Origin of the sequence: Qipengyuania gaetbuli, from assembly GCF_020524765.1 — a bacterium.
Lineage (GTDB): Bacteria > Pseudomonadota > Alphaproteobacteria > Sphingomonadales > Sphingomonadaceae > Qipengyuania > Qipengyuania gaetbuli_A.
The window spans coordinates 17027-38278 of the sequence record NZ_JAIVLR010000003.1 but is presented as its reverse complement, the minus strand read 5'-3'; the positions used below and the strand labels follow the sequence as shown (position 1 = coordinate 38278).

The following is a 21252-nucleotide window of genomic DNA, read 5'->3' as shown; positions in this document are numbered from 1 at the left end:
AGGTGCGCGATGTTTAATCGCGGGCAATGGACGGGTCGAAACTTCTTGCTGCCGTATTGGCATCTCTCGGAATGCTCTGTGCCACGGGTGCCGGCGTTGCCGCAAGCGCGCGCAGTGCATCTGGGCTGCCCGAAGCGCGATATGACAACCGGATGAGCGATCGCCAGGCCTCGCATATCCTTGCGCTCCACAACCGCGAGCGTGAGGCTCTGGGCCTGCCGAAGCTCAAGTGGAACCGTGCGCTGGAACGCGAGGCCAAGCAGTGGGGGCACGAGCTTGCCAGCATGGGCAGGCTCCAGCACGCCGACAACGCGGTGCGTAACGGCACGGGCGAGAACCTGTGGATGGGTACGGCGGGACAGTGGCCGGTCGAAACCATGGTCAACATGTTCATCGACGAGAAGCGGCACTACCGGCACGGCAACTTCCCTGAAATCTCGCGCACCGGCAGATGGGCGGATGTCGCCCACTACACACAGGTCATCTGGCGCGACACGCAGGAAGTCGGCTGTTCGGTCGTGAACGACCACGGCTGGGACGTGCTGGTGTGCCGGTACTGGCCCGCTGGCAACGTCTGGGGCCGTAAAGCCTATTAGGCGAACTGCTCTGCGACGAGCTTGGCAAAGGCATCGGCGCGGTGGCTGATGCGGTGCTTCTCTTCCGGATCGATCTCCGCGAAAGTCTGTTCCATTCCCTTCGGCACGAACACGGGGTCGTAGCCGAAGCCCAGCGTGCCGCGCGGAGGCCAGGTCAGCGTGCCCGGCGCGGTGCCTTCGTAAACCGCCATTTCGCCATCGGGCCATGCGATCGCGAGCACGCAGTGGAATGCGCAGGAACGGTCCACCCCATCACCCTTTTGTTGCAGCATTCCTTCGACCTTGCCCATGGCCATGTACCAGTCGCGGCCGGGATCGCCTTCGAACCACTGCCGCTCAGCCCAGTCCGCCGTGTAGACGCCCGGACGGCCGTCCAGCGCGTCGACCGACAACCCGCTATCGTCGGCCAGTGCGGGAAGGCCCGAAGCCTCTGCCGCAGCACGCGCCTTCAACAGGGCGTTCTGCACGAAAGTCGTGCCGGTTTCGGCTGGTTCGGGAAGGCCCAGCGATCCCGCCGAGATGCACTTCACGCCATAGGGCGCGAGAAGGGCGGAAATCTCCTTCAGCTTGCCCGCATTATGCGTGGCAATCACGAGGCTTCCCGAACCGAGCCGGCGGGTCACTTGCGGGTCGCCTCGTCCTGAGCGCGAAAGACCTGGGCGCAGCCCATCTGGGCCAAGCGCAGGAGGCGCAGGAAGGCTTCCTCGTCATAGGGAGCGCCTTCGGCCGTGGCCTGCGCCTCGGCGATCTTGCCGCCTTCGATCAGCACGAAATTCGCATCGGCATCGGCCGAGCTGTCTTCGGGATAATCGAGGTCGAGCACCGGCGTGCCGTTGTAGATGCCGCAGGAAATCGCGGCGACCTTGGCGCTGATCGGGTCCTCGACGATGTCGCCGCTCTTCATCAGGCCGTCCACAGCAAGGCGCAAAGCAACCCATGCACCCGAGATCGATGCCGTCCGCGTGCCACCATCGGCCTGGATCACGTCGCAATCGAGCGTGATCTGGCGTTCGCCGAGCTTCCGCAGATCCACGACAGCGCGCAAACTGCGTCCGATAAGGCGCTGGATTTCCTGTGTTCTTCCGCTCTGCTTGCCCTTGGCCGCTTCACGCTGGCCACGCGTATGGGTCGCGCGGGGGAGCATCGAATATTCGCCCGTGACCCAGCCTTCGCCCTTTCCGCGCATCCACGGCGGTACGTTGCGTTCGACGCTGGCTGTGCACAGCACCTTCGTTTCACCGAAACTGATGAGGCAGCTGCCCTCTGCGTGCTTGGTGTAGCCGGTTTCGATGGTGATGGCGCGCATCTCGTCGGGCGCGCGTCCGGAAGGTCGCATTTGTGTCTCCAATGCAGTCGAATCTCGTGCACGGCTTTGGCGCAAGCCCCTTGAGGCCGCAAGGGGAGCGGCTAGATAGGGGGGTATGAACGGCCCTGCGCTCACCGACCTGTCCGACCGCGCGCGCGAAATCTTCCGCCTCGTGGTCGAAGGATATCTCGACACCGGCACGCCGGTCGGGTCGAAGGCGCTTGCGGGCGAGGGCGGAGTGAACCTTTCACCAGCCTCGATCCGCTCGGTGCTGGCCGAGCTCGAGCATCGCGGCCTGCTCGCGGCCCCGCACACCAGCGCCGGCAGGATGCCCACCGAAAGCGGCCTGCGCCTGTTCGTGGACGCCATGATGCAGGTGGCCGAGCCGACGCGCGAAGAGCGCGCGGCTATCGAACAACGCCTTGGGGAACCCGGCCCGATCGAGCGCGCGCTGGAGGAAACCAGCGCTCTCCTGTCCGATCTTTCCGGGGCAGCGGGCATGGTCATGGTCCCCCGCCGCGAGCCGCGCCTGTCGCAAATTTCGCTCACACCGCTCGATGCGAACCGCGTGCTGGCGGTGCTGGTGGGCGAAGATGGGCATGTCGAGAACCGCATACTCGCTGTGCCGTCCGGCGCGCTCGGCGTGTCACTCGAACAGGCGAGCAATTACCTCACCGCTCGCAGTTCCGGCCGGACATTGGCCGAGGCGGCGCGCATGGTGGAACAGGAGATCGCAGGCGGTCGCAGCGCGCTCGACGAGGCGAGCCGCGATCTGGTCGCGCGCGGGCTTGCGATCTGGACGCAGGACACCGCCGACAGGCCGGTCCTGATCGTGCGCGGTCAGGCTAACCTGCTCGACGAGACTGCCCTGTCCGACATCGAGCGGGTGCGTTCCCTCCTCGACGACCTGGAAAACAAGCAATCGGTGGCGGCCCTGCTGGAGAACGCGCGTGAGGCCGAAGCCTTGCGGATTTTCATCGGCAGCGAGAACCGCCTGTTCTCGCTTTCCGGCTCTTCCGTCATCGCCGCGCCCTACCGCGACCGCGACGGAAAGGTGGTCGGCGTGCTGGGCGTGATCGGTCCGACTCGGTTGAATTACGCGCGCGTCGTCCCCATGGTGGATTTCACGGCCCGATCATTGGGCAAGAGAATTGGCTGACAGGGTTATTCAGTGAGCAACGGAAACAACAACGAACCGCAGGACAGTGCGGTCGACGAAGAAGTGGCGCGCGAGATGGAAGGCGTGCCGGAACACCTGCGCGACAATGGCGAGGACGATGAAGGCGGAGCGGATTCGCTCGAAGATGCGCTCGCCAGCCTGCGCAGCGACCTCGAAGCGGCCAAGCAGGATGCGCTTTATGCCCGCGCCGAAACGCAGAACGTGCGCCGCCGCATGGAAAAGGACATCCAGGACGCGCGCAACTATGCCGCAACCGGTTTCGCCCGCGATATCCTGAGCGTGGCCGACAACCTCGGCCGTGCGCTCGATGCCATTCCTGCGGAACAGCGCGAAGACGAGAAGCTGAAAGGCTTCATTGCGGGTATCGAGGCGACTCGCCGCGAGCTGGACAAGGTGTTCACCCAGAACGGCATCACCCGCGTCGCTGCGATGGGCATGCCGCTCGACCCGAACGAGCACCAGGCGATGATGGAAATCCCGACCGACGAGGTCGAGCCGGGCACTATCGTCCAGGAGATGCAGGCAGGTTACAAGATCAAGGATCGCCTGCTGCGCCCGGCCATGGTCGGCGTCGCTAAGAAACCCGACTGATTTTGCCTGACGAGGGGTTGAGCATGAGGACCGCTTTCAAATCGATGGCGGTTCTTGCCGCCCTGTGTGCATCTCCCGCGCTGGCCGACGACGCGGCGGTGCTGGCGCTGGCCGACAGCTGGCACAAGCAGCGCCTTGCCGATTACGGGCAGGTCGCGGAGGCCGACGGTTCGACCTCGCAAGGCGCCCAGCTGTGGTCGGTCACGCCGGAAGCCAACATGGCCCGTGCCGGTTATGCCGAGGAGATGCTGGCCCGCCTCGACGAGATCGACCCCGCGACCTTGTCGGCACAGGGAAGGATTGATGCGGCGGTTTTCCGCCACCTGCTCGAAACGGAAATCGGCGATGCCCGCTTCCGCGAGTGGGAAATGCCTTTCGACAGCGACAACAATTTCTGGAGCTATCTGGCCCAGCGCTTCCCCCTGCAAAGCGAGGAGGAATACCGGCGCTATATCGAACGGATGCGCGATATCCCGCGCTACTTCGCCGAGCAGAAAGCCAATGCCCGCGCCGGCTTGGCGCGCGGGTTCAGCGTACCGCGCGTGACGCTTGAAGGTCGCGATCGCAGCCTTGCCGCCTATGTCGTCGACGACCCGGAAAAGAGCCCCTTCTGGGGTGCGTTTGCGGTCATGTCGCCGCTCACCGTCTCCTCGTTCGAGCAAGGTGCATTGCGGCAGGAAGCGCGCGAGATCATCGAACAGGTGGTCACACCCGCCTACCGCGATTTCCTCGAATTCTACCGCGAGGAATATCTGCCGCAGACGCGCACTAGCCTCGGGGCGCGCGAGATGCCCGAAGGGCAGGCCTATTACGCGCAGCAGATCAGAGAATACACCACGCTGGACCTGACTGCGGAAGAGATCCACCGGATCGGTTTGTCGGAAGTCGCCCGGATTACTGCGGAAATGGAGAAGGCGAAGGCGGACGCCGGCTTTACCGGCACGCTTCCCGAATTCGTGCAGTTCCTCCGCACCGATCCGCAATTCGTTGCGGGGACTGCAGACGAACTGATGGGCGTTGCGGCCTATGCGGCAAAACGCGTGGACGATCGTTTGGACGAATATTTCGGCTTCCTGCCCCGCTACCGGAACGGCCTGCGACCCGTCGATCCGGCCATCGCGCCGTTCTATACCGCAGGGCGGGGCGGGCTCGATTACTGCCAGATCAACACTTACGACCTGCCTTCACGGCCGGTCTACAATATTCCGGCACTGACGCTGCACGAATGCGCGCCCGGCCATTCCTTCCAGGCCGCGATCGCGCTCGAACGCGAGGAAGCACCGGCTTTCCGCCGACAAGTCTATTTCTCCGGTTTCGGTGAGGGGTGGGGCCTCTACACCGAATATCTCGGCAACGAGATGGGCATCTACCGCACGCCCTACGAACGGTTTGGCCAGCTGAGCTACGAGATGTGGCGCGCTGTCCGGCTCGTAATCGATACGGGCATTCACCACTATGGCTGGACCCGCGAACAGGCGATGGAATACCTCGCCTCGCGCACCGCCCTGTCGCAGCACGAGGTCGGGACCGAGGTCGATCGCTACATCAGTTGGCCGGGCCAGGCGCTGGCCTACAAGCTGGGCGAGATGACCATCCGCCGCGTGCGCGCCAAGGCCGAAAGCGAGCTGGGGCCCGCGTTCGACATCCGCAAGTTCCACGATGTGGTGCTCTCGCTAGGTTCCGTCCCGCTTCCGGCGCTGGAAGAGCGGATCGATGCATTCATCGCCGATGGCGGGCAGGGGCTACCCGGCGTGAATTACGACTAGGGCCGCCTCAGCGGCAGCGGGTCATGTCGTTGAGATAGGGCTCCAGCGCGTGGCGCCGGTCGTCGGCCCACAGGCCCATCGGGCGGTCGTTCTGTAACGGACTGGTCGAATAGGCTGTCGCGCGCTTCAGGAAGGCGCGGCCGTCGGCCGGACAGAAGCCCTGCGCATGGGCCAGATTGAGGAAATCGGTGACCGAGCGGTAACGGGCTTCCTGTGCCTGCTCCTCGGCCCGTTCTTCGGCGGCGCGTTCACGGCGGCGTTCCTCGCTGCGTTCCGAGGTCCGGCGGAGGCTTTCCTCGCTCTCGGCGCGGGCGACCTCCTGCTTGAACGCCTTGGAATCCCGCGCGAGATAGGCGGAAAGAGGCGGGCTGGGCTCGCCGGTGTGCGCAGAAGCGTTGCGCTGGATTTTCTCGACACCGGTTTCGGGGTCGAGCCCCGCTCCAAGCGCTGCCGCACCGATCGCCGCAACGGCCTCGGGCAAAGGAACGCCCTTGTCGAATGTCGGAATTATCGCGGCAGGTTCTGCCAGCAGCAATGTAACGAGCATGGTCGCGTCGAAACTGTCCTCGACCACGTCCCTGAGGCCGCAGGGGTAGAGGATCGTCACCCCGTCGCTGATCGCGATCTGTCGCTGGTTTTCTGCGCAGGTGAGCGCCTGCACCTCGATGTTCGGCTGCGCACGGCGGGCTTCTGCAAGAGCCTCGGCAATGAGAGCGGAACTCTGGTCGCGATCCTGTGCAGTGAGTGCGGTAGGCGCGGTCATTGCGGCCAGAGCGGCAAGGCCGAAGATAGCTTTTGATACCGTCACTTTGCGCTCCCCTTTTCAGCCCTGGCACCTTGCCAATAGGACCTGTCGCTGGAATGAACAGGCCGGTGGATGGCTGCCCTTAAGCCTTCGCAACACCCGGAAAATTCACGAGCATTTCATAAGGGGCCGCATCGGCGACACCGGCGACCTTGACCCCGTTGCGCAGCCAGAAGGCGTGCTTCACGATTTCGGCTTGTTGTTCGATGCCATAGCGTTCCAGCTTCCACCCCGGCTTGAGGCTGTAGTCATAGCGGGCCCAGGGCATCCGCCGTGTGACGAGATACCACTGGCCCAGTGTCTGCACCTGCCAGACATGCACCATCTCGTGGATGAAGAGCCCCTGGCGCAGCACGTTGGCCTGCGAGAAATCGTCGCAATAGTTTTCCGAGTGCGGATGGAAATGCAGGTGCCCCCGCGGCGCCATGGTGACGCGTCGGGGCTGGAAAGGAAACCACTTGCGCCTGCGCACGGTCACGCGGGCATAGTCTATCGCATCCCCGAACACGCTGCGGGCAAGCGCGACTTCGCCCGGGGTGAGCGCCCGCTGCCCGCCGATTTCGCAAGTCGCGGGAGCGGCGGCGTGGCTTTCGACCCCGAGCGTGTCGCGCAAGTCGTTCAGCGATCGTCCCCGGCTTCCTGGATCGGGACGTTAAAGGTCGCGGCCTTGCCGCCAGCGACGGTCAGGGTCATCGCGGTTTCGCTGCCCGCGACAAGATCGGGCGAAAGGTCGAACACCATGACGTGCAGGCCGCCGGGTTCGAACTTGAGCGTTTCGCCGGGCTGCACGGCCTGCGGTCCCGTCTCGCTCATTTCCATCTTGCCATCCCATTCCATCGTGCCGTGCACTTCGGTCTTGCCGGCACCGGCGACTTCGGCCTTGCGCACGGCCACGCCGCGTTCGCCATTGTTCTTGAGATCGAAGTAGATCGCGGCCGGATTGCCGGCGACAGCAGGCAGGACCATGCGCGCATTGGCGATTTCGAGGCCGGCGGCATCATCGGTTGCGGCAGGCACTTCGGTCTCTGCACCGCCGCAGGCGGCGAGGCCGAGGCTGGTCCCGGCAAGCATCATGGCGGCGAAAACGGGTTTCATCATCGGTAATTTTCCCTCCTGTCTGAGACCGAAAAAACTAGCGGGGGACCTCCCTTGTGCCAAGCGAAACCGCACCTATATCGCCTGAGTAACACACCACCCGAACGAGCCGCCGACCGGTTCCGCCCTTCGTGGGGATCCAATCGCGCGGTGTCCAACAATGTGAAACTTATGGGGAAACCATGGCTAAAGTAATCGGTATCGACCTCGGCACCACCAACAGCTGCGTTGCCGTGATGGACGGCGGAAAGCCCAAGGTCATCGAGAATTCCGAAGGCGCGCGTACCACGCCCTCGATCGTCGCCTTCACCAAGGATGGCGAGCGCCTGATCGGCCAGCCTGCCAAGCGCCAGGCGGTCACCAATCCCGACAACACGGTATTCGCGGTCAAGCGCCTGATCGGCCGCCGCTTCGACGACCCGGTGACCAAGAAGGACACAGAGCTGGTCCCTTATGACATCGTCAAGGGCAAGAACGGCGACGCATGGGTCAAGGCCGGCGGCGAAGATTACAGCCCCTCGCAGATCTCTGCCTTCATCCTCCAGAAGATGAAGGAAACCGCCGAAAGCTATCTCGGCGAAACCGTGACGCAGGCCGTCATCACCGTTCCCGCATACTTCAACGACGCGCAGCGCCAGGCGACCAAGGACGCCGGCCAGATCGCGGGTCTCGAAGTGCTGCGCATCATCAACGAGCCGACCGCGGCCGCGCTGGCCTATGGCCTCGAGAAGGACGATGGCAAGACGATTGCCGTCTACGACCTTGGCGGCGGCACCTTCGACGTCTCGATCCTCGAGATCGGCGACGGCGTGTTCGAGGTGAAGTCGACCAATGGCGACACCTTCCTGGGCGGCGAAGACTTCGACAGCGCGATCGTCGAATGGCTGGCCGACCAGTTCAAGAAGAAGGAAAACATGGACCTGAAGAGCGACAAGCTCGCTCTGCAGCGCCTCAAGGAAGCGGCGGAAAAGGCCAAGATCGAGCTGAGCTCGGCCCAGACCACCGAAGTCAACCTGCCCTTCATCACCGCGCGCATGGAAGGTGGCTCATCCACCCCGTTGCACCTGGTGGAAACGATCAGCCGTTCGGACCTCGAAAAGATGGTCGGCGACCTCATCCAGCGCACGCTCGAGCCGTGCAAAAAGGCGCTGGCCGATGCCGGTGTCACAAAGGACGAGATCGACGAAGTCATCATGGTCGGCGGCATGACCCGCATGCCCAAGGTGCGCGAAGTGGTCGAAGGCTTCTTCGGTTCCAAGCCGCACACCGGCGTGAACCCCGATGAAGTCGTCGCCATGGGTGCAGCCATCCAGGCCGGCGTCCTCCAGGGCGACGTCAAGGACGTGCTGCTGCTCGACGTGACCCCGCTGTCGCTCGGCATCGAGACGCTGGGCGGCGTGTTCACCCGCATGATCGATCGCAACACGACGATCCCGACCAAGAAGACGCAGACCTACTCGACCGCTGAAGACAACCAGCAGGCCGTGACGATCCGCGTGTTCCAGGGCGAGCGTGAAATGGCTGCGGACAACAAGCTGCTCGGCCAGTTCGACCTGGTCGGAATCCCGCCCGCACCGCGCGGCGTGCCGCAGGTCGAGGTCACTTTCGACATCGACGCCAACGGCATCGTCAACGTGTCGGCCAAGGACAAGGGCACCGGCAAGGAACAGCAGATCCGCATCCAGGCCTCCGGTGGTCTCACCGACGCCGATATCGAGCAGATGGTGCAGGATGCGGAAAAGTTCGCCGACGAGGACAAGAAGCGCCGCGAAGGTGCCGAAGCCCGCAACCAGGCAGACAGCCTCGTCCACGCGACCGAAAAGCAGCTCGAAGAGCATGGCGACAAGATCGACGCTTCGCTGAAGAGCGAAGTCGAAGAAAAGGTCGCAGCGCTCAAGACCGCGCTCGAAGGCGATGATGCAGCAGACATCAATGCCAAGGCGCAGGAACTTTCGCAGTCGGCCATGAAGATGGGCCAGTCCATCTACGAGCAGGAGCAGGCCAAGGCCTCTTCCGAAGCTCCAGCCGGCGACGGCGGCGATGCAGGCAGCGACGAAGAAGTCGTCGACGCCGAATTCTCCGAAGTCGACGAAGACGCGAAGAACTGAGACTGTTGATGAAAACCTCGCCGCCGCCGGTGCCCTTTGGTCCCGGTGGCGGCTAGGCATTTGAACCATGTCAGCGACCGATATCGACTATTACGAGCAGCTCGGGGTGAGCCGCGATGCCGACGGGGCGACGATCAAGTCCGCCTATCGCAAGCTCGCGATGAAATACCATCCCGACCGTAACCAGGGCTGCAAGGAGAACGAGGCCAAGTTCAAGGCCGTCTCCGAAGCCTATGACTGCCTCAAGGACCCGCAGAAGCGCGCGGCCTACGACCGCTTCGGCCATGCCGCTTTCACGCAGGGCATGAACGGCGGTGGCGGCGGCCATCCGGGCGCCGATTTCGGCGACATCGGCGATATCTTCGAGACCATTTTCGGCAGCGCCTTCGGTGGCGGTGGCCGTGCGCAGGCACGCCGCGGCGCCGACCTGCGCTACGACATGGAAGTCACGCTGGAAGAAGCCTTCCACGGCAAGTCTTCCGAAATCGAGATCGAAGTCAGCCAGACCTGCGACACCTGCCAGGGTTCTGGCGCTACGCCGGGAACGCAGAAACGCACCTGCAATCTGTGCGCCGGGCAGGGCAAGGTCCGCGCAAAGCAAGGCTTCTTCGTCGTCGAGCGGCCCTGTCCGAACTGCCACGGTGCCGGCGAGATCATCACCAGCCCCTGCCGCGATTGCCGCGGTGAAGGCCAGGTCGACCGTCCGCAGAAGCTGCAGATCGATATTCCGCCCGGCGTCGATACCGGCACGCGCATCCGCCTGTCGGGCAAGGGCGAAGCCGGTCCGCGCGGCGCGGCCCCCGGCGACCTCTACATCTTCGTTCATGTGAAGCAGCACCCGATCTTTGTGCGCGAAGGCACCACGTTGGCGACCCGTGTGCCGATCAGCTTCACCAAGGCTGCACTTGGCGGCTCGATCGAAATCCCCGGCCTCGACGGCGAAGAACTCACGCTGGAAATCCCGGCCGGCATCCAGTCGGGCAAGCAGCTGCGCCAGCGCGGTGCAGGCATGCCGGTCCTCCAGGGACGCGGGCGCGGCGACATGGTCGTGGAAATCGCGGTCGAAACTCCGACGAAGCTGACCAAGGAACAGCGCGCGCTGCTCGAACAGTTCCGCGAACTGGAAACCGGCGACGAATGCCCGGAAAGCCGCAGCTTCTTCGACAAGCTGAAGGACGCTTTCGGCGGTTGATCCGCGCAGGCTCGACAGGTTGTTCGCTCCCCTCTAGCGTCGCTGCGAAAGGGGAGACTTCATGAACAGCAAAGCCATCTTTCTGGCAGGGGCAGCCGTGCTCCTTGCCTCGCCCGTCCATGCCCAACGCGATTTCAGCCAGGTCGAAGTCAAGGCGCAGGAGCTCGCGCCCGGCATCGCGGTGCTGTTTGGCGCAGGGGGCAACATCGGGGTGAGCCATGGCGAGGACGGCACCATCCTGATCGACGACCAGTTCGCCCCGCTCAGCGAGAAGATCGAGGCTGCAGTCGCCGGCCTCGGTGCCTCGCCCACCGCCTTCGTCATCAACACGCACTGGCATTTCGACCACACCGGCGGGAACGAGAATTTCGGCGAGAAGGGCGCGCTCATCTTTGCGCATCACAACGTCCGCGCGCGCATGATTGAGGGAAGCTCCGGGCGCTTCGAGGTGCCGCCCGCGCCCGCTGCAGCACTGCCCGTCGTGACCTATGAACAGGGTGTCCGCATGCATCGCAACGGCGACACGATCGACGTGATGTTCGTCGGCGGCGGTCACACCGATGGCGACAGCGTGGTGTTCTGGAAGGAAGACAACATCGTCCACATGGGCGATCTCTATTTCAACAGCCCGGGCTATCCCTTCATCGACCTGGAATCGGGCGGCAACGTGCTTCATGCGATGACCTCGCTCGATACGGTCATTCGGGCGATCGACGACAAGACACAGGTCATTCCGGGCCACGGCCCGATGAGCGACAAGGCCGGGCTCGTCGCCTACCGCGCGATGATCGGTGAAGCGGTCGGGCTGGTTCGCACGCTTAAGGATGGCGGTGCCAGTGTGGAAGAAGCGGTCGCTGCCAAGCCACTGGCCGGGTTCAACCGGGGCGAGGGCTTCATCGGCCCCGATGCCTTCGTCACCGCAATCTACCAGAGCCTCGAGGCGGAATAGGTCAGACCACCCGTTCGAGCACCTCGGCGCGTACCTCGTCGAGCAGGCTGCGCGCGCATCGCCCGGAGGCATATTCCTCGTCGAGGATGGCGAGGAACGCCTTGCGTTTGAACGTGCGCAGCAACGGCTCGTCATGCTCGTGCTCCATCGTGGAGCAGACGAGGTCGATCATCCGTTCTGCCCCGTGCAAGCGGCCCCACAGATAATCGTTCTCGCGATAGGAACGGCTGAAGAAAGCGCCGAAATTGTAGAACTCGATGCCGCGCAGGGTGGCCGAGGTACCTCCGTCGCGGATGCTGCGCGCATCGTCGGGGCTGATGCGGTCCACCTTGACCGGATCGAACTCGGTCAGCCCCTCGTTGCGCAGTAGGGGCAAGGTGGCGACGTCGTAGAACGGGAAGCCGAGATAGGCGAACAGCATCCGCCGCTTGAGGTTTGCCGGCATCAGCTCGAGCGCATCGGCCAGCATGACCTCCGCCTCGTCGTCCGTTTCGATCAGGTGGCGCTTGGCATCCAGCGTGTCGAGCAGCCGCCCCGGATCGGCGAGGACATGCTGCGCCACGTCCCCAAAATCGTCGCCGAGCGAGGCAACGCCTTCCTTCTCGAAATAGAGCGCGAGTATCGCGTAGATTGCGTCGCGACCTTTCTCCAGCGCATCGTCGGGGATATCGGGATCAGCCTCCCAGTCGCGGGCGAGCCGGCGCGCCAGCAATCGCAGGCGGCGGACGCGGAAACCGATGTCGTGTTCGCGGAAGAAGCCGATCGCCTCGGGCGTTGCGCCGGAAGTGCCTTCGGATAGCTTCACCAGGCCGCGGCGGCCCAATTCTTCCCGTAGCACTTCCTCCACTGCCAGAGGATCGGGCAGGTGGAGCGATGGCGCCGCCTCGTACGCGAGCCGCGCAAGGCGCGTCACGATGCCGCTGAACTTGGCCTGCGCATAGGAGTGGAAGGCATACCCCGCCTGCTGCGCGGCAGCCTGCTGGGCTTTCTGTCGCCACGCCTTGAGCCGCTTTGGCGTGGGACGGTCGAGAAAGAGCGTGCGTCCGAAAAGGCGCTCGACCGTGGCATCGACTTCCGGACGGAGCGCTGCGACGATACGGCCGAGCCGTTCCGCCTCCCGGCTCTGTTCCTGCAACTGTTCGAGGTTGTCGCGGATCGGTTGTTCGCGCGGGATCGTGGAGAGCGAGCCGAAAATGGCGGAGAAGAACCCGACATCGCGCGCCAGCCTTTCGTCGCGCGGATTGAGGCCCTCGGGGCGCGGATCGACATAGACGAAGCGGCGATCCACCTCGCGCTGGGCAGGGCGGCCACGCAGCGCGGTCATGGCCCCGGCGAACGGTTTGTTGACCAACACCGACCCGTCGATCAGCGAGACATTCTGCGTCTCCCCGCGCATGACATGGACCGGCATGATCCGGTCGAGGAAATCCGCCTTGCCCGGCCAGTGCCTGCCAGTTTCGGCTGCCAGCAGGTCGATTTCCTTGACCCTCAGCGGAGGGAAGGCACCGGGAAAACTCGCAGTCGCGCGGGCTGCAAAGACCAGTTCGAGCGGGTTGGCCAGATCGTGCCCGCCTTCGAGCGGGGTCTTGGCCCTCAGCGCAATGGGCAGGCGGTGTTCGGTATCCTCTACCACTGCAGGGCTGTTGAGCCGCAGCAGTTCGCGATAACCGTGGAAGTCCGTCGTCGTGACGAAGAGATCGAGCGGGTGGCCTGGCGGCAAGAGCGGGGCTTCGTGCGGCGCTGCCGCCATGGCCGTGAACGCGCGTTCCAGCAGTTTGGAGAAACCGAGCCCCGAAAAGGGCGGCTCGAACCAGCGGCCACGAATAAGGTGCGATACCTTGCGCCGCACCTCGACACGCGTCTCGGGAGCGACCTGTTCGGCCAGTTCGGTACCCGGACGGCTGAGGATGAAGCTGGCAACCGGCTGCGCCCAGATCTTGCCGCCACGCCAGCGAAGCTTGGCATCGGGATCGGTGAGAATGTCGACATCGGCGACTTCCAGCCACAGGTCGGTCAGCGGCTCCAGGCTCTGCCCCGAATAGATGGCCTGCGCGAGGAAGACAGCATTGATGCCGCCAGCACTGGCGCCGCTCATGATGTCAGGTACGACGCGCAGGCGCAGGGCATGCTTCTCTTCGATGGCGGCCAGCAGTTCGGTGTAGACCCCGTCCACCCCGCTGCGGGGCGCGGCGCCGGAATGGTAATCGCGGCTGGCGCGGGCGAGGTGCCAAAGCTCCCGCGTGACGCCGTGCATATAGACCGCCAGGCTGACCCCGCCGTAGCAGACGAGCGCGATCCTCAGTTCCTTCTGCCGCATCGGCATCCTTGTGCACATCATCGCATGGATTGGCAATTGCGTTCCTCAAATGTTCCGGCTAGCTCTTGTGGATGGCTAAACCCAAGAAACGCTATGTCTGTCAGGCCTGTGGCGGTGTTTCGCACCGTTGGCAGGGCCAGTGCGCCGATTGTGCCGAGTGGAACACGCTGGTCGAAGATGCGCCCGCGACGGTCTTCTCGCTGAAGCACGATCTGTCGAGCGGCGGTCGCGCGGTGGAATTCGTGGACCTCGACAAACCGGGAGAAATGCCCGTTCGCCAGAAGACCGGATTGGCCGAATTCGACCGGGCCCTTGGCGGCGGCCTAGTGCCGGGCAGCGCGATCCTGATGGGCGGCGATCCCGGAATCGGCAAATCGACGCTGCTGCTGCAGGCTGCGGCGAAGGTCGCGCGCGAAGGGCACGGTGTCGTCTATGTCAGCGGCGAAGAGGCAGCGGGGCAGGTGAGGATGCGCGCATCGCGGCTCGGCCTCTCCGATGCGCCAGTCAAGCTGGCCGCTGCAACGGGCGTGCGCGACATCCTGACCACGCTCGGCACGATGGCCCCGCCCAAGTTCCTCGTGATCGATTCCATCCAGACGATGCATTCCGACACGATCGAGGGTGCACCCGGCACGGTCAGCCAGGTGCGCGGATGCGCGTTCGAACTGATCCGCTACGCCAAGGAAAACGGCGTGGCTCTGGTGCTGGTCGGCCACGTCACCAAGGACGGCAGTATCGCCGGACCGCGCGTGCTCGAACACATGGTCGACGTGGTGATGAGCTTCGAAGGCGAACGCTCGCACCAGTACCGCATCCTGCGCGCGCTGAAGAACCGCTTCGGTGCGGTCGACGAGATCGGCGTTTTCTCCATGGCTAGCGAGGGGCTGGAAGAGGTCGAGAATCCCTCGATGCTGTTCCTGTCGGGACGCGACCAGCTCATGGCGGGCAGTGCGGTGTTTCCGGCGATGGAGGGAACCCGGCCGGTACTGGTGGAAATCCAGGCCCTGATCGTGCGTTTGCAATCGGGCGCTACGCCGCGCCGTGCCGTGGTGGGATGGGACAATGGCCGTCTCGCCATGTTGCTGGCCGTGCTGGAATCGCGCTGCGGGCTGAATTTCAGCTCGGCGGAAGTCTATCTGAATGTTGCAGGTGGATATCGCCTGTCGGACCCTGCCGCCGACCTTGCGGTTGCCGCCGCGCTCGTGAGCGCGCTGGCAGACAAACCACTACCCGATCGCAGCGTCTGGCTGGGCGAGGTAAGTCTTGCAGGCGAAGTGCGTCCTGTCGCGCATGGCAATGTCCGCTTGCGCGAAGCTGCCAAGCTGGGTTTCGGACGCGGTTTCGGTCCGTCCGATGCAAAGACCGGCTCGGCAGAACTCGATTACTCGGGCTTGGGACAACTCTCCAACCTCGTTGACCGGATTATTGGGACGCAATAAGCACCATCGTCGGGTCTATGACGGGTTTTGACTTCATCGTTCTCCTGATCGTGGGAGTGGCCGCAGTGGGCGGCTTCATGCGTGGTTTCATGCAGGAAGTGCTGTCGCTTGCTGCATGGGTTCTTGCAGCCTTCGCGATCCGTTTCCTGCACACCCCGCTTACTCTCGCCATGCAGGATTTCCTGGGGCAGGGCATTGCGACCTCGGTCCTCGCCTTCGCACTGCTGCTGCTGATCCCCTATGCCGCGATGAAAGTGATCGCCAACAACGTCGGCAAGGCTTCGCGCGGTTCCGTTCTCGGGCCGATCGACCGCGTGCTCGGTTTCGGTTTCGGAGCATTGAAAGGCGTGGTTATCGTCGTAATCGCCTTCTCGCTGCTGGTGCTGGGCTATGACAGCGTGTGGGATTATCGCGGCCGTCCGGCATGGATCACGACCGCGCGCAGCTATGAGCTGGTCGACGGCGGCTCACGTACGCTCGTCGAAGTGCTCGCCGAACGCCGCGCCCGCCTGCTCGGCGAAGAACGGGCCGCGGAAGAGGTCACCGAAGAGTGAGCGCCGCACCGGGCGGCGCACTCTATTCACCCGCCCTCCTGTCTCTCGCGGTCGAACTGGCGCGATATCCCTACGATCCCGATGCGCCGCTGCAGGGTGAAAGCCGCTCGCGCAGCTGTGGCAGCACGCTAGCGCTTTCCGCCGATCCGGCGTTCAACGCTCCTGGCCTGAAGGTCACGGCCTGTGCCGTGGGGCAGGCGGCCAGCGCGATCTTCGCGCGCCATTGCGGCGATGCGGGCCGCGACCGGTTGATGGCCATGCCGTCCGAAATAGAGGACTGGCTTTCGGGTGACGGGGCGCTGCCGGACTGGCCTGACCTGGCGATGCTAGAACCTGCGAAAGAGTATCCCGGTCGCCATGGCGCGATCCTGCTGCCGTGGAGAGCGGCCTTGGACGCGCTAGGCAAGGCTGGCGACGCTCGCTAAACCGCGCTTCGCTCGAGAGAACTGGAAGGGGAGCGCAAGCATGTCCGCAGGTGAGGGGGCTCTGCAAAGGGAGCCGACCGAAAAGGAAATCCGCCTCGTCATCGCCGCCAGCAGTGCCGGCACGATTTTCGAATGGTACGATTTCTTCATCTACGGAACGCTGGCCGGCCTGATCGGCGCTGCCTTCTTCCCGAGCGATAACGAGACGCTGCAGGTCCTGCTCGTCTGGGCAGGTTTCGCCGTCGGTTTCGGCTTCCGCCCGCTTGGCGCGATCCTGTTCGGCTTCCTTGGCGACAGGCTCGGGCGCAAATATACTTTCCTCGTGACGGTCACCCTCATGGGTGTTGCGACCGCCGGTGTCGGCCTGATCCCCAGCGCGGCGAGCATCGGGCTGGCAGCGCCGATCATCGTCATCGGACTGAGGATCCTCCAGGGGCTGGCACTGGGCGGCGAATATGGCGGCGCGGCCATCTATGTTGCCGAGCATGCCCCGCCGGAGAAGCGCGGCTTCTACACCAGCTTCATCCAGGCGAGCGTGGTCGGCGGTTTTGTCCTGTCGATCATCGTGGTGCTCGCCTGCCGCGCGCTTATTCCGGCGGAAGATTTCGCTGAATGGGGCTGGCGTATCCCCTTCCTGCTCTCGATCATCCTGCTCGGCATATCTTTGTGGATGCGCTTGAAGCTGTCCGAAAGCCCGGTGTTCCAGGCCATGAAGGAAGCGGGCGAAACTTCGGCCAACCCGTTCAAGGAAAGCATGACCTATCCGGGCAATCCGAAGCGCATCTTCGTCGCGCTGTTCGGCATCACCGGCATCCTGACGACGATCTGGTACACCGCGTTCTTCTCGGGCCTGTCGTTCCTGCGCGGTCCGATGCGAGTCGAGGAGGGCATCGTCGAATGGATGCTGCTGATCGCCGGCACCATCTCGATGGCGTTCTACATCATGGTCGGGAAATGGTCCGACCGTGTGGGGCGCAAGAAGCCCATTATCATCGGCGCGATTGCCTCGCTCGTGCTGCTATTCCCCGTGTTCTGGGGGATGGGAGCGCTTGCGAACCCCGGCCTGTCGGCCAGCGCCAAGGCGGCGCCTGTCACCGTCAGCGGCATCCAGTGCGACTACGATCCCTTTGCCGAGGTACAGGCGAGCGCCTGCGGCCGCGTGCTGCAGGATCTGACCGCGTTTGGCGTGCCCTATACGATCGACACCGGCGCGCCGGCGACGGGCGAAGCGGCTGCCGCGATTGCCGTCGGCGAAGCGCGCCATAGCTATGCGGCGCTGGGCGATGCTGACCGCCGCGCGACGATCCAGGGCTGGCTGGAAGAGGGCGGCTACAGCTTCGAACGGCAGTCTCCGCCGATATCGAGCATTCTCGGCATCATCGGCCTGCTGCTGGTTTGCGGCATGCTGTCGGCGCTGACTTATGGCTCGGTGGCCGCGCTGCTGTGCGAGATGTTCCCCGCGCGCATCCGCTACAGTTCCATGTCCATCCCCTACCACATCGGTGCAGGCTACCTCGGCGGGTTCTTGCCGCTGATTGCCGGTTACATCGTGGCCATGACGGGCGATGTGTATTCGGGCCTGTGGTACACCATCGCCGTCGTCGCTTTCGGCCTGGTTGTCGCCTGGTGGGGCATTCCCGACGGACCGCCCAAGGACTTTGAAGAGGCCAATGGCTGACCTTCCACCGCCCACACTCCGGCTCGATATTGATCGCGAGGCGCTGGCGCACAACTGGCGCACGCTCGACCGGTTGAGCGGGTCTGCGCGCGCCGGGGCGGCAGTGAAGGCCAATTGCTACGGCCTGGGCGTCGAACACTGTGTGCCGGTCCTGCGCGATGCCGGGTGCCGCGATTTCTTCGTCGCCCACTGGTCCGAAGTTCCTGCGGTCGTCGCACATGTGCCGCCTGAACAGGTCGCCGTTCTCCACGGCCCCCAGAGCGCCGCCGATGCGGCCTTTGCGCGCCAGACGGGCGTGAGGCCGGTAATCGATTCCCTCCTGCAGGCAAGGCTGTGGAGCGAGAGTGGCGGCGGTTCGTGCCATCTCATGGTGGACACGGGGATCAACCGGCTCGGCATCAGCCCTGCCGAGGCTGCCGACCCGGTGATCCGTTCGCTGCAGGTCGAGGTCCTCATGAGCCATCTCGCCTGCGCGGACGAGGACAGCCCCATGAACGCGGCCCAGCGCGACCGGTTCAACGCCGTGGCGCAGCTGATCCCGCACATGGCCAAGAGCCTTGCCAATAGCGCAGGCATTGCCCTTGGGCCCGACTATCATTTCGACCTGACCCGCCCGGGCCTCTCGCTCTATGGCGGTGTCCCGCGCGAGGAGCTTGCCGGCCAGATCAGGCAGGTCGCCACTCCGCGAGCAGCGATAATCCAGACGCGGACGATCGAGGCCGGGGAGACGGTCGGCTACAACGCCACCTTCACCGCGCAAACCACGATGCGGACCGGCGTCGTCTCGCTCGGCTATGCCGACGGCATCCTGCGCGCATGGGTCGGCGCGGCGTTCGAACACGAGGGTCGCAGGCTCCCGATCCTGGGCAAGGTCTCGATGGACATGATCGTGATCGACCTCGGCGCAGCTCCCGAGATCGGAGAGGGCGACTGGGTCGAACTGCCCTATTACCTGCCCGATGCTGCGCAGCAAACTGCTGTTTCCCAATACGAATTGCTGACCATTCTGGGACACCGCTTCGCCCGCTGAATCTCTCGTGTTGCGCTGCACATTGTGCGGCTGCTAAGCAGGGCTGCACTGCACAATAGATTGGGGGAAGCAATCCATGGCAAAGCGGACCGCCGAAGGCGAACCGATCACGATCAAGAAGTACGCCAACCGTCGGCTCTACAACACCGACACGTCCAGCTACATCACGCTCGACGACCTGGCGAAGATGGTCCGCGAGAATGTCGACTTCCAGGTGCTCGACGCCAAGAGCGGCGACGACATCACCCATACGATCCTGACCCAGATCATCGTGGAAGAGGAAAGCCACGGATCGCAGCAGATGCTGCCGGTCAGCTTCCTGCGCGACCTCATCTCCATGTACGGCAATTCGATGCAGTCGATGATGCCGAGCTATCTCGAAGCCAGCATGGCGAATTTCCGCAAGAACCGCGAACAGCTGCAAGCCGCCTTCGCCAAGGGGATCGAGGCCAATCCGCTCGCCAAGATGGCGGAAGCCAACTTCAAGATGATGCAGAACGCCGCCGAGGCGCTGATCCCGGGTGCGCGCAAATCGCCGCCGAAGCCGGACCAGGCCGACGAGCTGGCCGAGATGCGCAAGCAGATGGCCGCCATGCAGAAGAAGCTGGACGAACTCGGCAAATAATTGCATCGGCCCGCGCGCCGACACCCACCCAGATACAGGAATTGCCCCGTGGCCCAGATTCGCCATGCCTTGAACACCAAGCGCGCCGACGACTTCGCCGCCTGGTACCAGGAAGTCATCTCCGCCGCCGAAATGGCCGAGGAATCGGGGGTGCGCGGCTGCATGGTCATCCGCCCGTGGGGCTACGGCATCTGGGAACGCATGCAGCGCCTCCTGGATGACCGGATCAAGGCGACGGGCCATTCCAACGCCTATTTCCCGATCTTCATTCCGCTGTCGAATTTCGAGCGCGAGGCCGAGCATGTCGAAGGCTTCGCCAAGGAAATGGCGGTCGTCACGCACCACCGCCTGATTGCTGGGCCGGAAGGCGGGCTGATCCCCGATCCCGAAGCGAAGCTGGAAGAGCCGCTGGTCGTCCGCCCCACCTCGGAAACGATCATCGGCGATGCGATGGCGCGCTGGGTGCAGAGCTGGCGCGACCTGCCCCTGAAGCTCAACCAGTGGGCCAACGTCGTGCGCTGGGAAATGCGCACTCGCATGTTCCTGCGCACCAGTGAATTCCTCTGGCAGGAAGGGCACACCGCCCATGCCGACGAGGCCGAGGCTCGCGAGCACACGCTGACCATGCTCGAAGTCTACCGCGCCTTTGCGGAAGAGGATCTTTCACTTCCCGTCATCGCCGGCGAAAAGCCCGAGAACGAACGTTTCCCGGGTGCGGTCGAGACCTGGTCGATCGAGGCCATGATGCAGGACGGCAAGGCCCTGCAGGCCGGCACCAGCCACTATCTCGGCACCAATTTCGCGCATGCCAGCGGCATCAAGTACCAGAACAGGGAAGGCGGCGAGAGCCTGTGCCACACCACCAGCTGGGGTGTTTCGACCCGCATGGTGGGCGGCGTCATCATGACGCACGGCGACGATGACGGCCTGCGCCTGCCGCCGAAGATTGCTCCGCAGCAGGTCGTGATCCTGCCGATGCTGCGCGACAAGCCGGAAGACGATGCACTGGTCGAATATTGCGAAGCGCTGCGTGCAACGCTCGCCGCCCAGTTCGCTGTTGGCGAGCCGATCCGCGTGCTGCTCGACACTCGCCCCGGCAAGGCTGCGGCCAAGCGCTGGGACTGGGTGCGCAAGGGCGCCCCGATCATCGTCGAGGTCGGTGGCCGCGACATGGAAAACGGCGTCGTCAGCCTGCTGCGGCGCGACCGCCTATGGGACGAGACGACCGGAAAGCCCGATTTCCAGACCCCGACGCGCGTTGAAGCGGGACAGAGCATTCCCGCCATCCTTGGCGATATGCAGGCCGCGATCTTCTCCGAAGCGCAGGAGCGCCGCGAGGCGAACATCACGCGCGGCGTGACCGAATTCGCCGAGGTGGAGAAGTTCTTCGCCGCATCCCGTTATCCGGGCTGGGTCGAGGTGCAGTGGTCGAAGCCCACCGGCGCGGAACTGGAACAGGTCGTCGAACGCCTCAAGGCGCTCAAGCTGACCATGCGCAACGTGCCGCTCGGTTCAAGGCCCGCAGACGGCGTATGCATCTTCACCGGCAAGCCGGCGATCGAACGCGTGCTGCTGGCGAAGGCATACTAGCTTGAT

The 21252-nt window shown here is 64.2% G+C and carries 20 protein-coding genes; 14 read left to right on the top strand and 6 right to left on the bottom strand.

Annotated features, from left to right (window positions below; all coding sequences use genetic code 11):
- Positions 1–152 precede the first annotated feature (152 nt).
- Positions 153–596, top strand: coding sequence for a CAP domain-containing protein (locus tag LC083_RS13390; RefSeq protein ID WP_226700839.1), 444 nt, complete (start codon positions 153–155; stop codon positions 594–596).
- Here the strand turns inward: LC083_RS13390 and rdgB are convergent.
- Positions 593–1219 (bottom strand): RdgB/HAM1 family non-canonical purine NTP pyrophosphatase, encoded by a 627-nt coding sequence (rdgB, locus tag LC083_RS13385; RefSeq protein WP_226700838.1) that lies wholly within the window; start codon positions 1217–1219, stop codon positions 593–595. The genes LC083_RS13390 and rdgB overlap by 4 nt on opposite strands.
- Positions 1216–1932 (bottom strand): ribonuclease PH, encoded by a 717-nt coding sequence (gene rph, locus LC083_RS13380; protein WP_160609076.1) that lies wholly within the window; start codon positions 1930–1932, stop codon positions 1216–1218. The genes rdgB and rph overlap by 4 nt, the downstream gene beginning before the upstream one ends.
- Before the next feature lie 85 nt (positions 1933–2017).
- Here rph and hrcA point away from each other — a divergent pair, with 85 nt between their 5' ends.
- Genes hrcA through LC083_RS13365 form a run of 3 tightly spaced genes read left to right on the top strand, consistent with a single transcriptional unit; the run spans position 2018 to position 5439 of the window.
- On the top strand, positions 2018–3061 hold the full coding sequence (gene hrcA / locus LC083_RS13375) for a heat-inducible transcriptional repressor HrcA (protein ID WP_226700837.1): 1044 nt from the start codon (positions 2018–2020) through the stop codon (positions 3059–3061).
- 12 nt (positions 3062–3073) lie between these two features.
- Positions 3074–3673, top strand: a complete 600-nt coding sequence (grpE, locus tag LC083_RS13370) for a nucleotide exchange factor GrpE (RefSeq protein ID WP_224830482.1) — start codon at positions 3074–3076, stop codon at positions 3671–3673.
- A gap of 23 nt (positions 3674–3696) precedes the next feature.
- The gene (locus LC083_RS13365; protein ID WP_226700836.1) at positions 3697–5439 is read left to right on the top strand and encodes a DUF885 domain-containing protein; all 1743 of its coding nucleotides are present in this window, start codon (positions 3697–3699) and stop codon (positions 5437–5439) included.
- A 7-nt stretch (positions 5440–5446) separates the two neighbouring features.
- Here LC083_RS13365 and LC083_RS13360 read toward each other — a convergent pair whose 3' ends face one another.
- The 3 genes from LC083_RS13360 to LC083_RS13350 form a co-directional block, all read right to left on the bottom strand.
- A complete protein-coding gene (locus tag LC083_RS13360) occupies positions 5447–6247 on the bottom strand; it encodes a hypothetical protein (protein ID WP_226700835.1) in 801 nt (266 codons plus the stop codon).
- Between the two features lie 79 nt (positions 6248–6326).
- A complete protein-coding gene (locus LC083_RS13355; RefSeq protein WP_226700928.1) occupies positions 6327–6803 on the bottom strand; it encodes a vgr related protein in 477 nt (158 codons plus the stop codon).
- Positions 6804–6862: 59 nt separating this feature from the next.
- Positions 6863–7342 (bottom strand): copper chaperone PCu(A)C, encoded by a 480-nt coding sequence (locus tag LC083_RS13350; RefSeq protein WP_226700834.1) that lies wholly within the window; start codon positions 7340–7342, stop codon positions 6863–6865.
- Between the two features lie 179 nt (positions 7343–7521).
- Between LC083_RS13350 and dnaK the strand changes: the two genes are divergently transcribed.
- From dnaK to LC083_RS13335, 3 genes are all read left to right on the top strand, one after another.
- Positions 7522–9447, top strand: coding sequence for a molecular chaperone DnaK (gene dnaK / locus LC083_RS13345; protein ID WP_160607124.1), 1926 nt, complete (start codon positions 7522–7524; stop codon positions 9445–9447).
- Between the two features lie 67 nt (positions 9448–9514).
- Positions 9515–10639 carry a molecular chaperone DnaJ gene (dnaJ, locus tag LC083_RS13340; protein ID WP_160607123.1) on the top strand — a complete coding sequence of 375 codons (1125 nt, stop codon included), beginning with the start codon at positions 9515–9517 and terminating at the stop codon, positions 10637–10639.
- A 61-nt stretch (positions 10640–10700) separates the two neighbouring features.
- Positions 10701–11588 (top strand): MBL fold metallo-hydrolase, encoded by an 888-nt coding sequence (locus LC083_RS13335; protein WP_226700833.1) that lies wholly within the window; start codon positions 10701–10703, stop codon positions 11586–11588.
- A 1-nt stretch (position 11589) separates the two neighbouring features.
- On the opposite strand, the gene LC083_RS13330 is transcribed toward LC083_RS13335, so the two are convergent.
- Complete coding sequence (locus LC083_RS13330; protein WP_226700832.1) at positions 11590–13905, bottom strand: patatin-like protein; 2316 nt, start codon at positions 13903–13905, stop codon at positions 11590–11592.
- Between the two features lie 71 nt (positions 13906–13976).
- Here LC083_RS13330 and radA point away from each other — a divergent pair, with 71 nt between their 5' ends.
- The 7 genes from radA (at position 13977) to proS (ending at position 21246) form a co-directional block, all read left to right on the top strand.
- Complete coding sequence (gene radA, locus LC083_RS13325; protein WP_226700831.1) at positions 13977–15344, top strand: DNA repair protein RadA; 1368 nt, start codon at positions 13977–13979, stop codon at positions 15342–15344.
- A gap of 17 nt (positions 15345–15361) precedes the next feature.
- A complete protein-coding gene (locus tag LC083_RS13320; protein ID WP_224830473.1) occupies positions 15362–15898 on the top strand; it encodes a CvpA family protein in 537 nt (178 codons plus the stop codon).
- Positions 15895–16323 carry an iron-sulfur cluster assembly scaffold protein gene (locus tag LC083_RS13315; protein ID WP_226700830.1) on the top strand — a complete coding sequence of 143 codons (429 nt, stop codon included), beginning with the start codon at positions 15895–15897 and terminating at the stop codon, positions 16321–16323. Before LC083_RS13320 ends, LC083_RS13315 begins: the two co-directional genes overlap by 4 nt.
- A 40-nt stretch (positions 16324–16363) precedes the next feature.
- Positions 16364–18001, top strand: coding sequence for an MFS transporter (locus LC083_RS13310; RefSeq protein ID WP_226700829.1), 1638 nt, complete (start codon positions 16364–16366; stop codon positions 17999–18001).
- Positions 17994–19031: an alanine racemase gene (gene alr / locus LC083_RS13305; RefSeq protein WP_226700828.1), complete on the top strand. Its 1038-nt coding sequence runs from the start codon at positions 17994–17996 to the stop codon at positions 19029–19031. Before LC083_RS13310 ends, alr begins: the two co-directional genes overlap by 8 nt.
- Positions 19032–19107: 76 nt before the next feature.
- Positions 19108–19656 carry a polyhydroxyalkanoate synthesis repressor PhaR gene (phaR, locus tag LC083_RS13300; protein ID WP_160607115.1) on the top strand — a complete coding sequence of 183 codons (549 nt, stop codon included), beginning with the start codon at positions 19108–19110 and terminating at the stop codon, positions 19654–19656.
- A 48-nt stretch (positions 19657–19704) separates the two neighbouring features.
- Complete coding sequence (gene proS, locus LC083_RS13295; protein ID WP_226700827.1) at positions 19705–21246, top strand: proline--tRNA ligase; 1542 nt, start codon at positions 19705–19707, stop codon at positions 21244–21246.
- The last annotated feature ends 6 nt before the right edge of the window (positions 21247–21252 follow it).

Excerpts from the sequence above, each read along its gene's own strand:
- LC083_RS13390 (WP_226700839.1), top strand. The coding sequence starts at position 153 with ATGAGCGATCGCCAGGCCTCGCATATCCTTGCGCTCCACAACCGCGAG.
- rph (WP_160609076.1), bottom strand. The coding sequence starts at position 1,932 with ATGCGACCTTCCGGACGCGCGCCCGACGAGATGCGCGCCATCACCATC.
- hrcA (WP_226700837.1), top strand. The coding sequence starts at position 2,018 with ATGAACGGCCCTGCGCTCACCGACCTGTCCGACCGCGCGCGCGAAATC.
- LC083_RS13365 (WP_226700836.1), top strand. The coding sequence starts at position 3,697 with ATGAGGACCGCTTTCAAATCGATGGCGGTTCTTGCCGCCCTGTGTGCA.
- LC083_RS13350 (WP_226700834.1), bottom strand. The coding sequence starts at position 7,342 with ATGATGAAACCCGTTTTCGCCGCCATGATGCTTGCCGGGACCAGCCTC.
- dnaK (WP_160607124.1), top strand. The coding sequence starts at position 7,522 with ATGGCTAAAGTAATCGGTATCGACCTCGGCACCACCAACAGCTGCGTT.
- dnaJ (WP_160607123.1), top strand. The coding sequence starts at position 9,515 with ATGTCAGCGACCGATATCGACTATTACGAGCAGCTCGGGGTGAGCCGC.
- LC083_RS13335 (WP_226700833.1), top strand. The coding sequence starts at position 10,701 with ATGAACAGCAAAGCCATCTTTCTGGCAGGGGCAGCCGTGCTCCTTGCC.
- LC083_RS13330 (WP_226700832.1), bottom strand. The coding sequence starts at position 13,905 with ATGCGGCAGAAGGAACTGAGGATCGCGCTCGTCTGCTACGGCGGGGTC.
- radA (WP_226700831.1), top strand. The coding sequence starts at position 13,977 with ATGGCTAAACCCAAGAAACGCTATGTCTGTCAGGCCTGTGGCGGTGTT.
- LC083_RS13320 (WP_224830473.1), top strand. The coding sequence starts at position 15,362 with ATGACGGGTTTTGACTTCATCGTTCTCCTGATCGTGGGAGTGGCCGCA.
- LC083_RS13310 (WP_226700829.1), top strand. The coding sequence starts at position 16,364 with ATGTCCGCAGGTGAGGGGGCTCTGCAAAGGGAGCCGACCGAAAAGGAA.
- alr (WP_226700828.1), top strand. The coding sequence starts at position 17,994 with ATGGCTGACCTTCCACCGCCCACACTCCGGCTCGATATTGATCGCGAG.
- phaR (WP_160607115.1), top strand. The coding sequence starts at position 19,108 with ATGGCAAAGCGGACCGCCGAAGGCGAACCGATCACGATCAAGAAGTAC.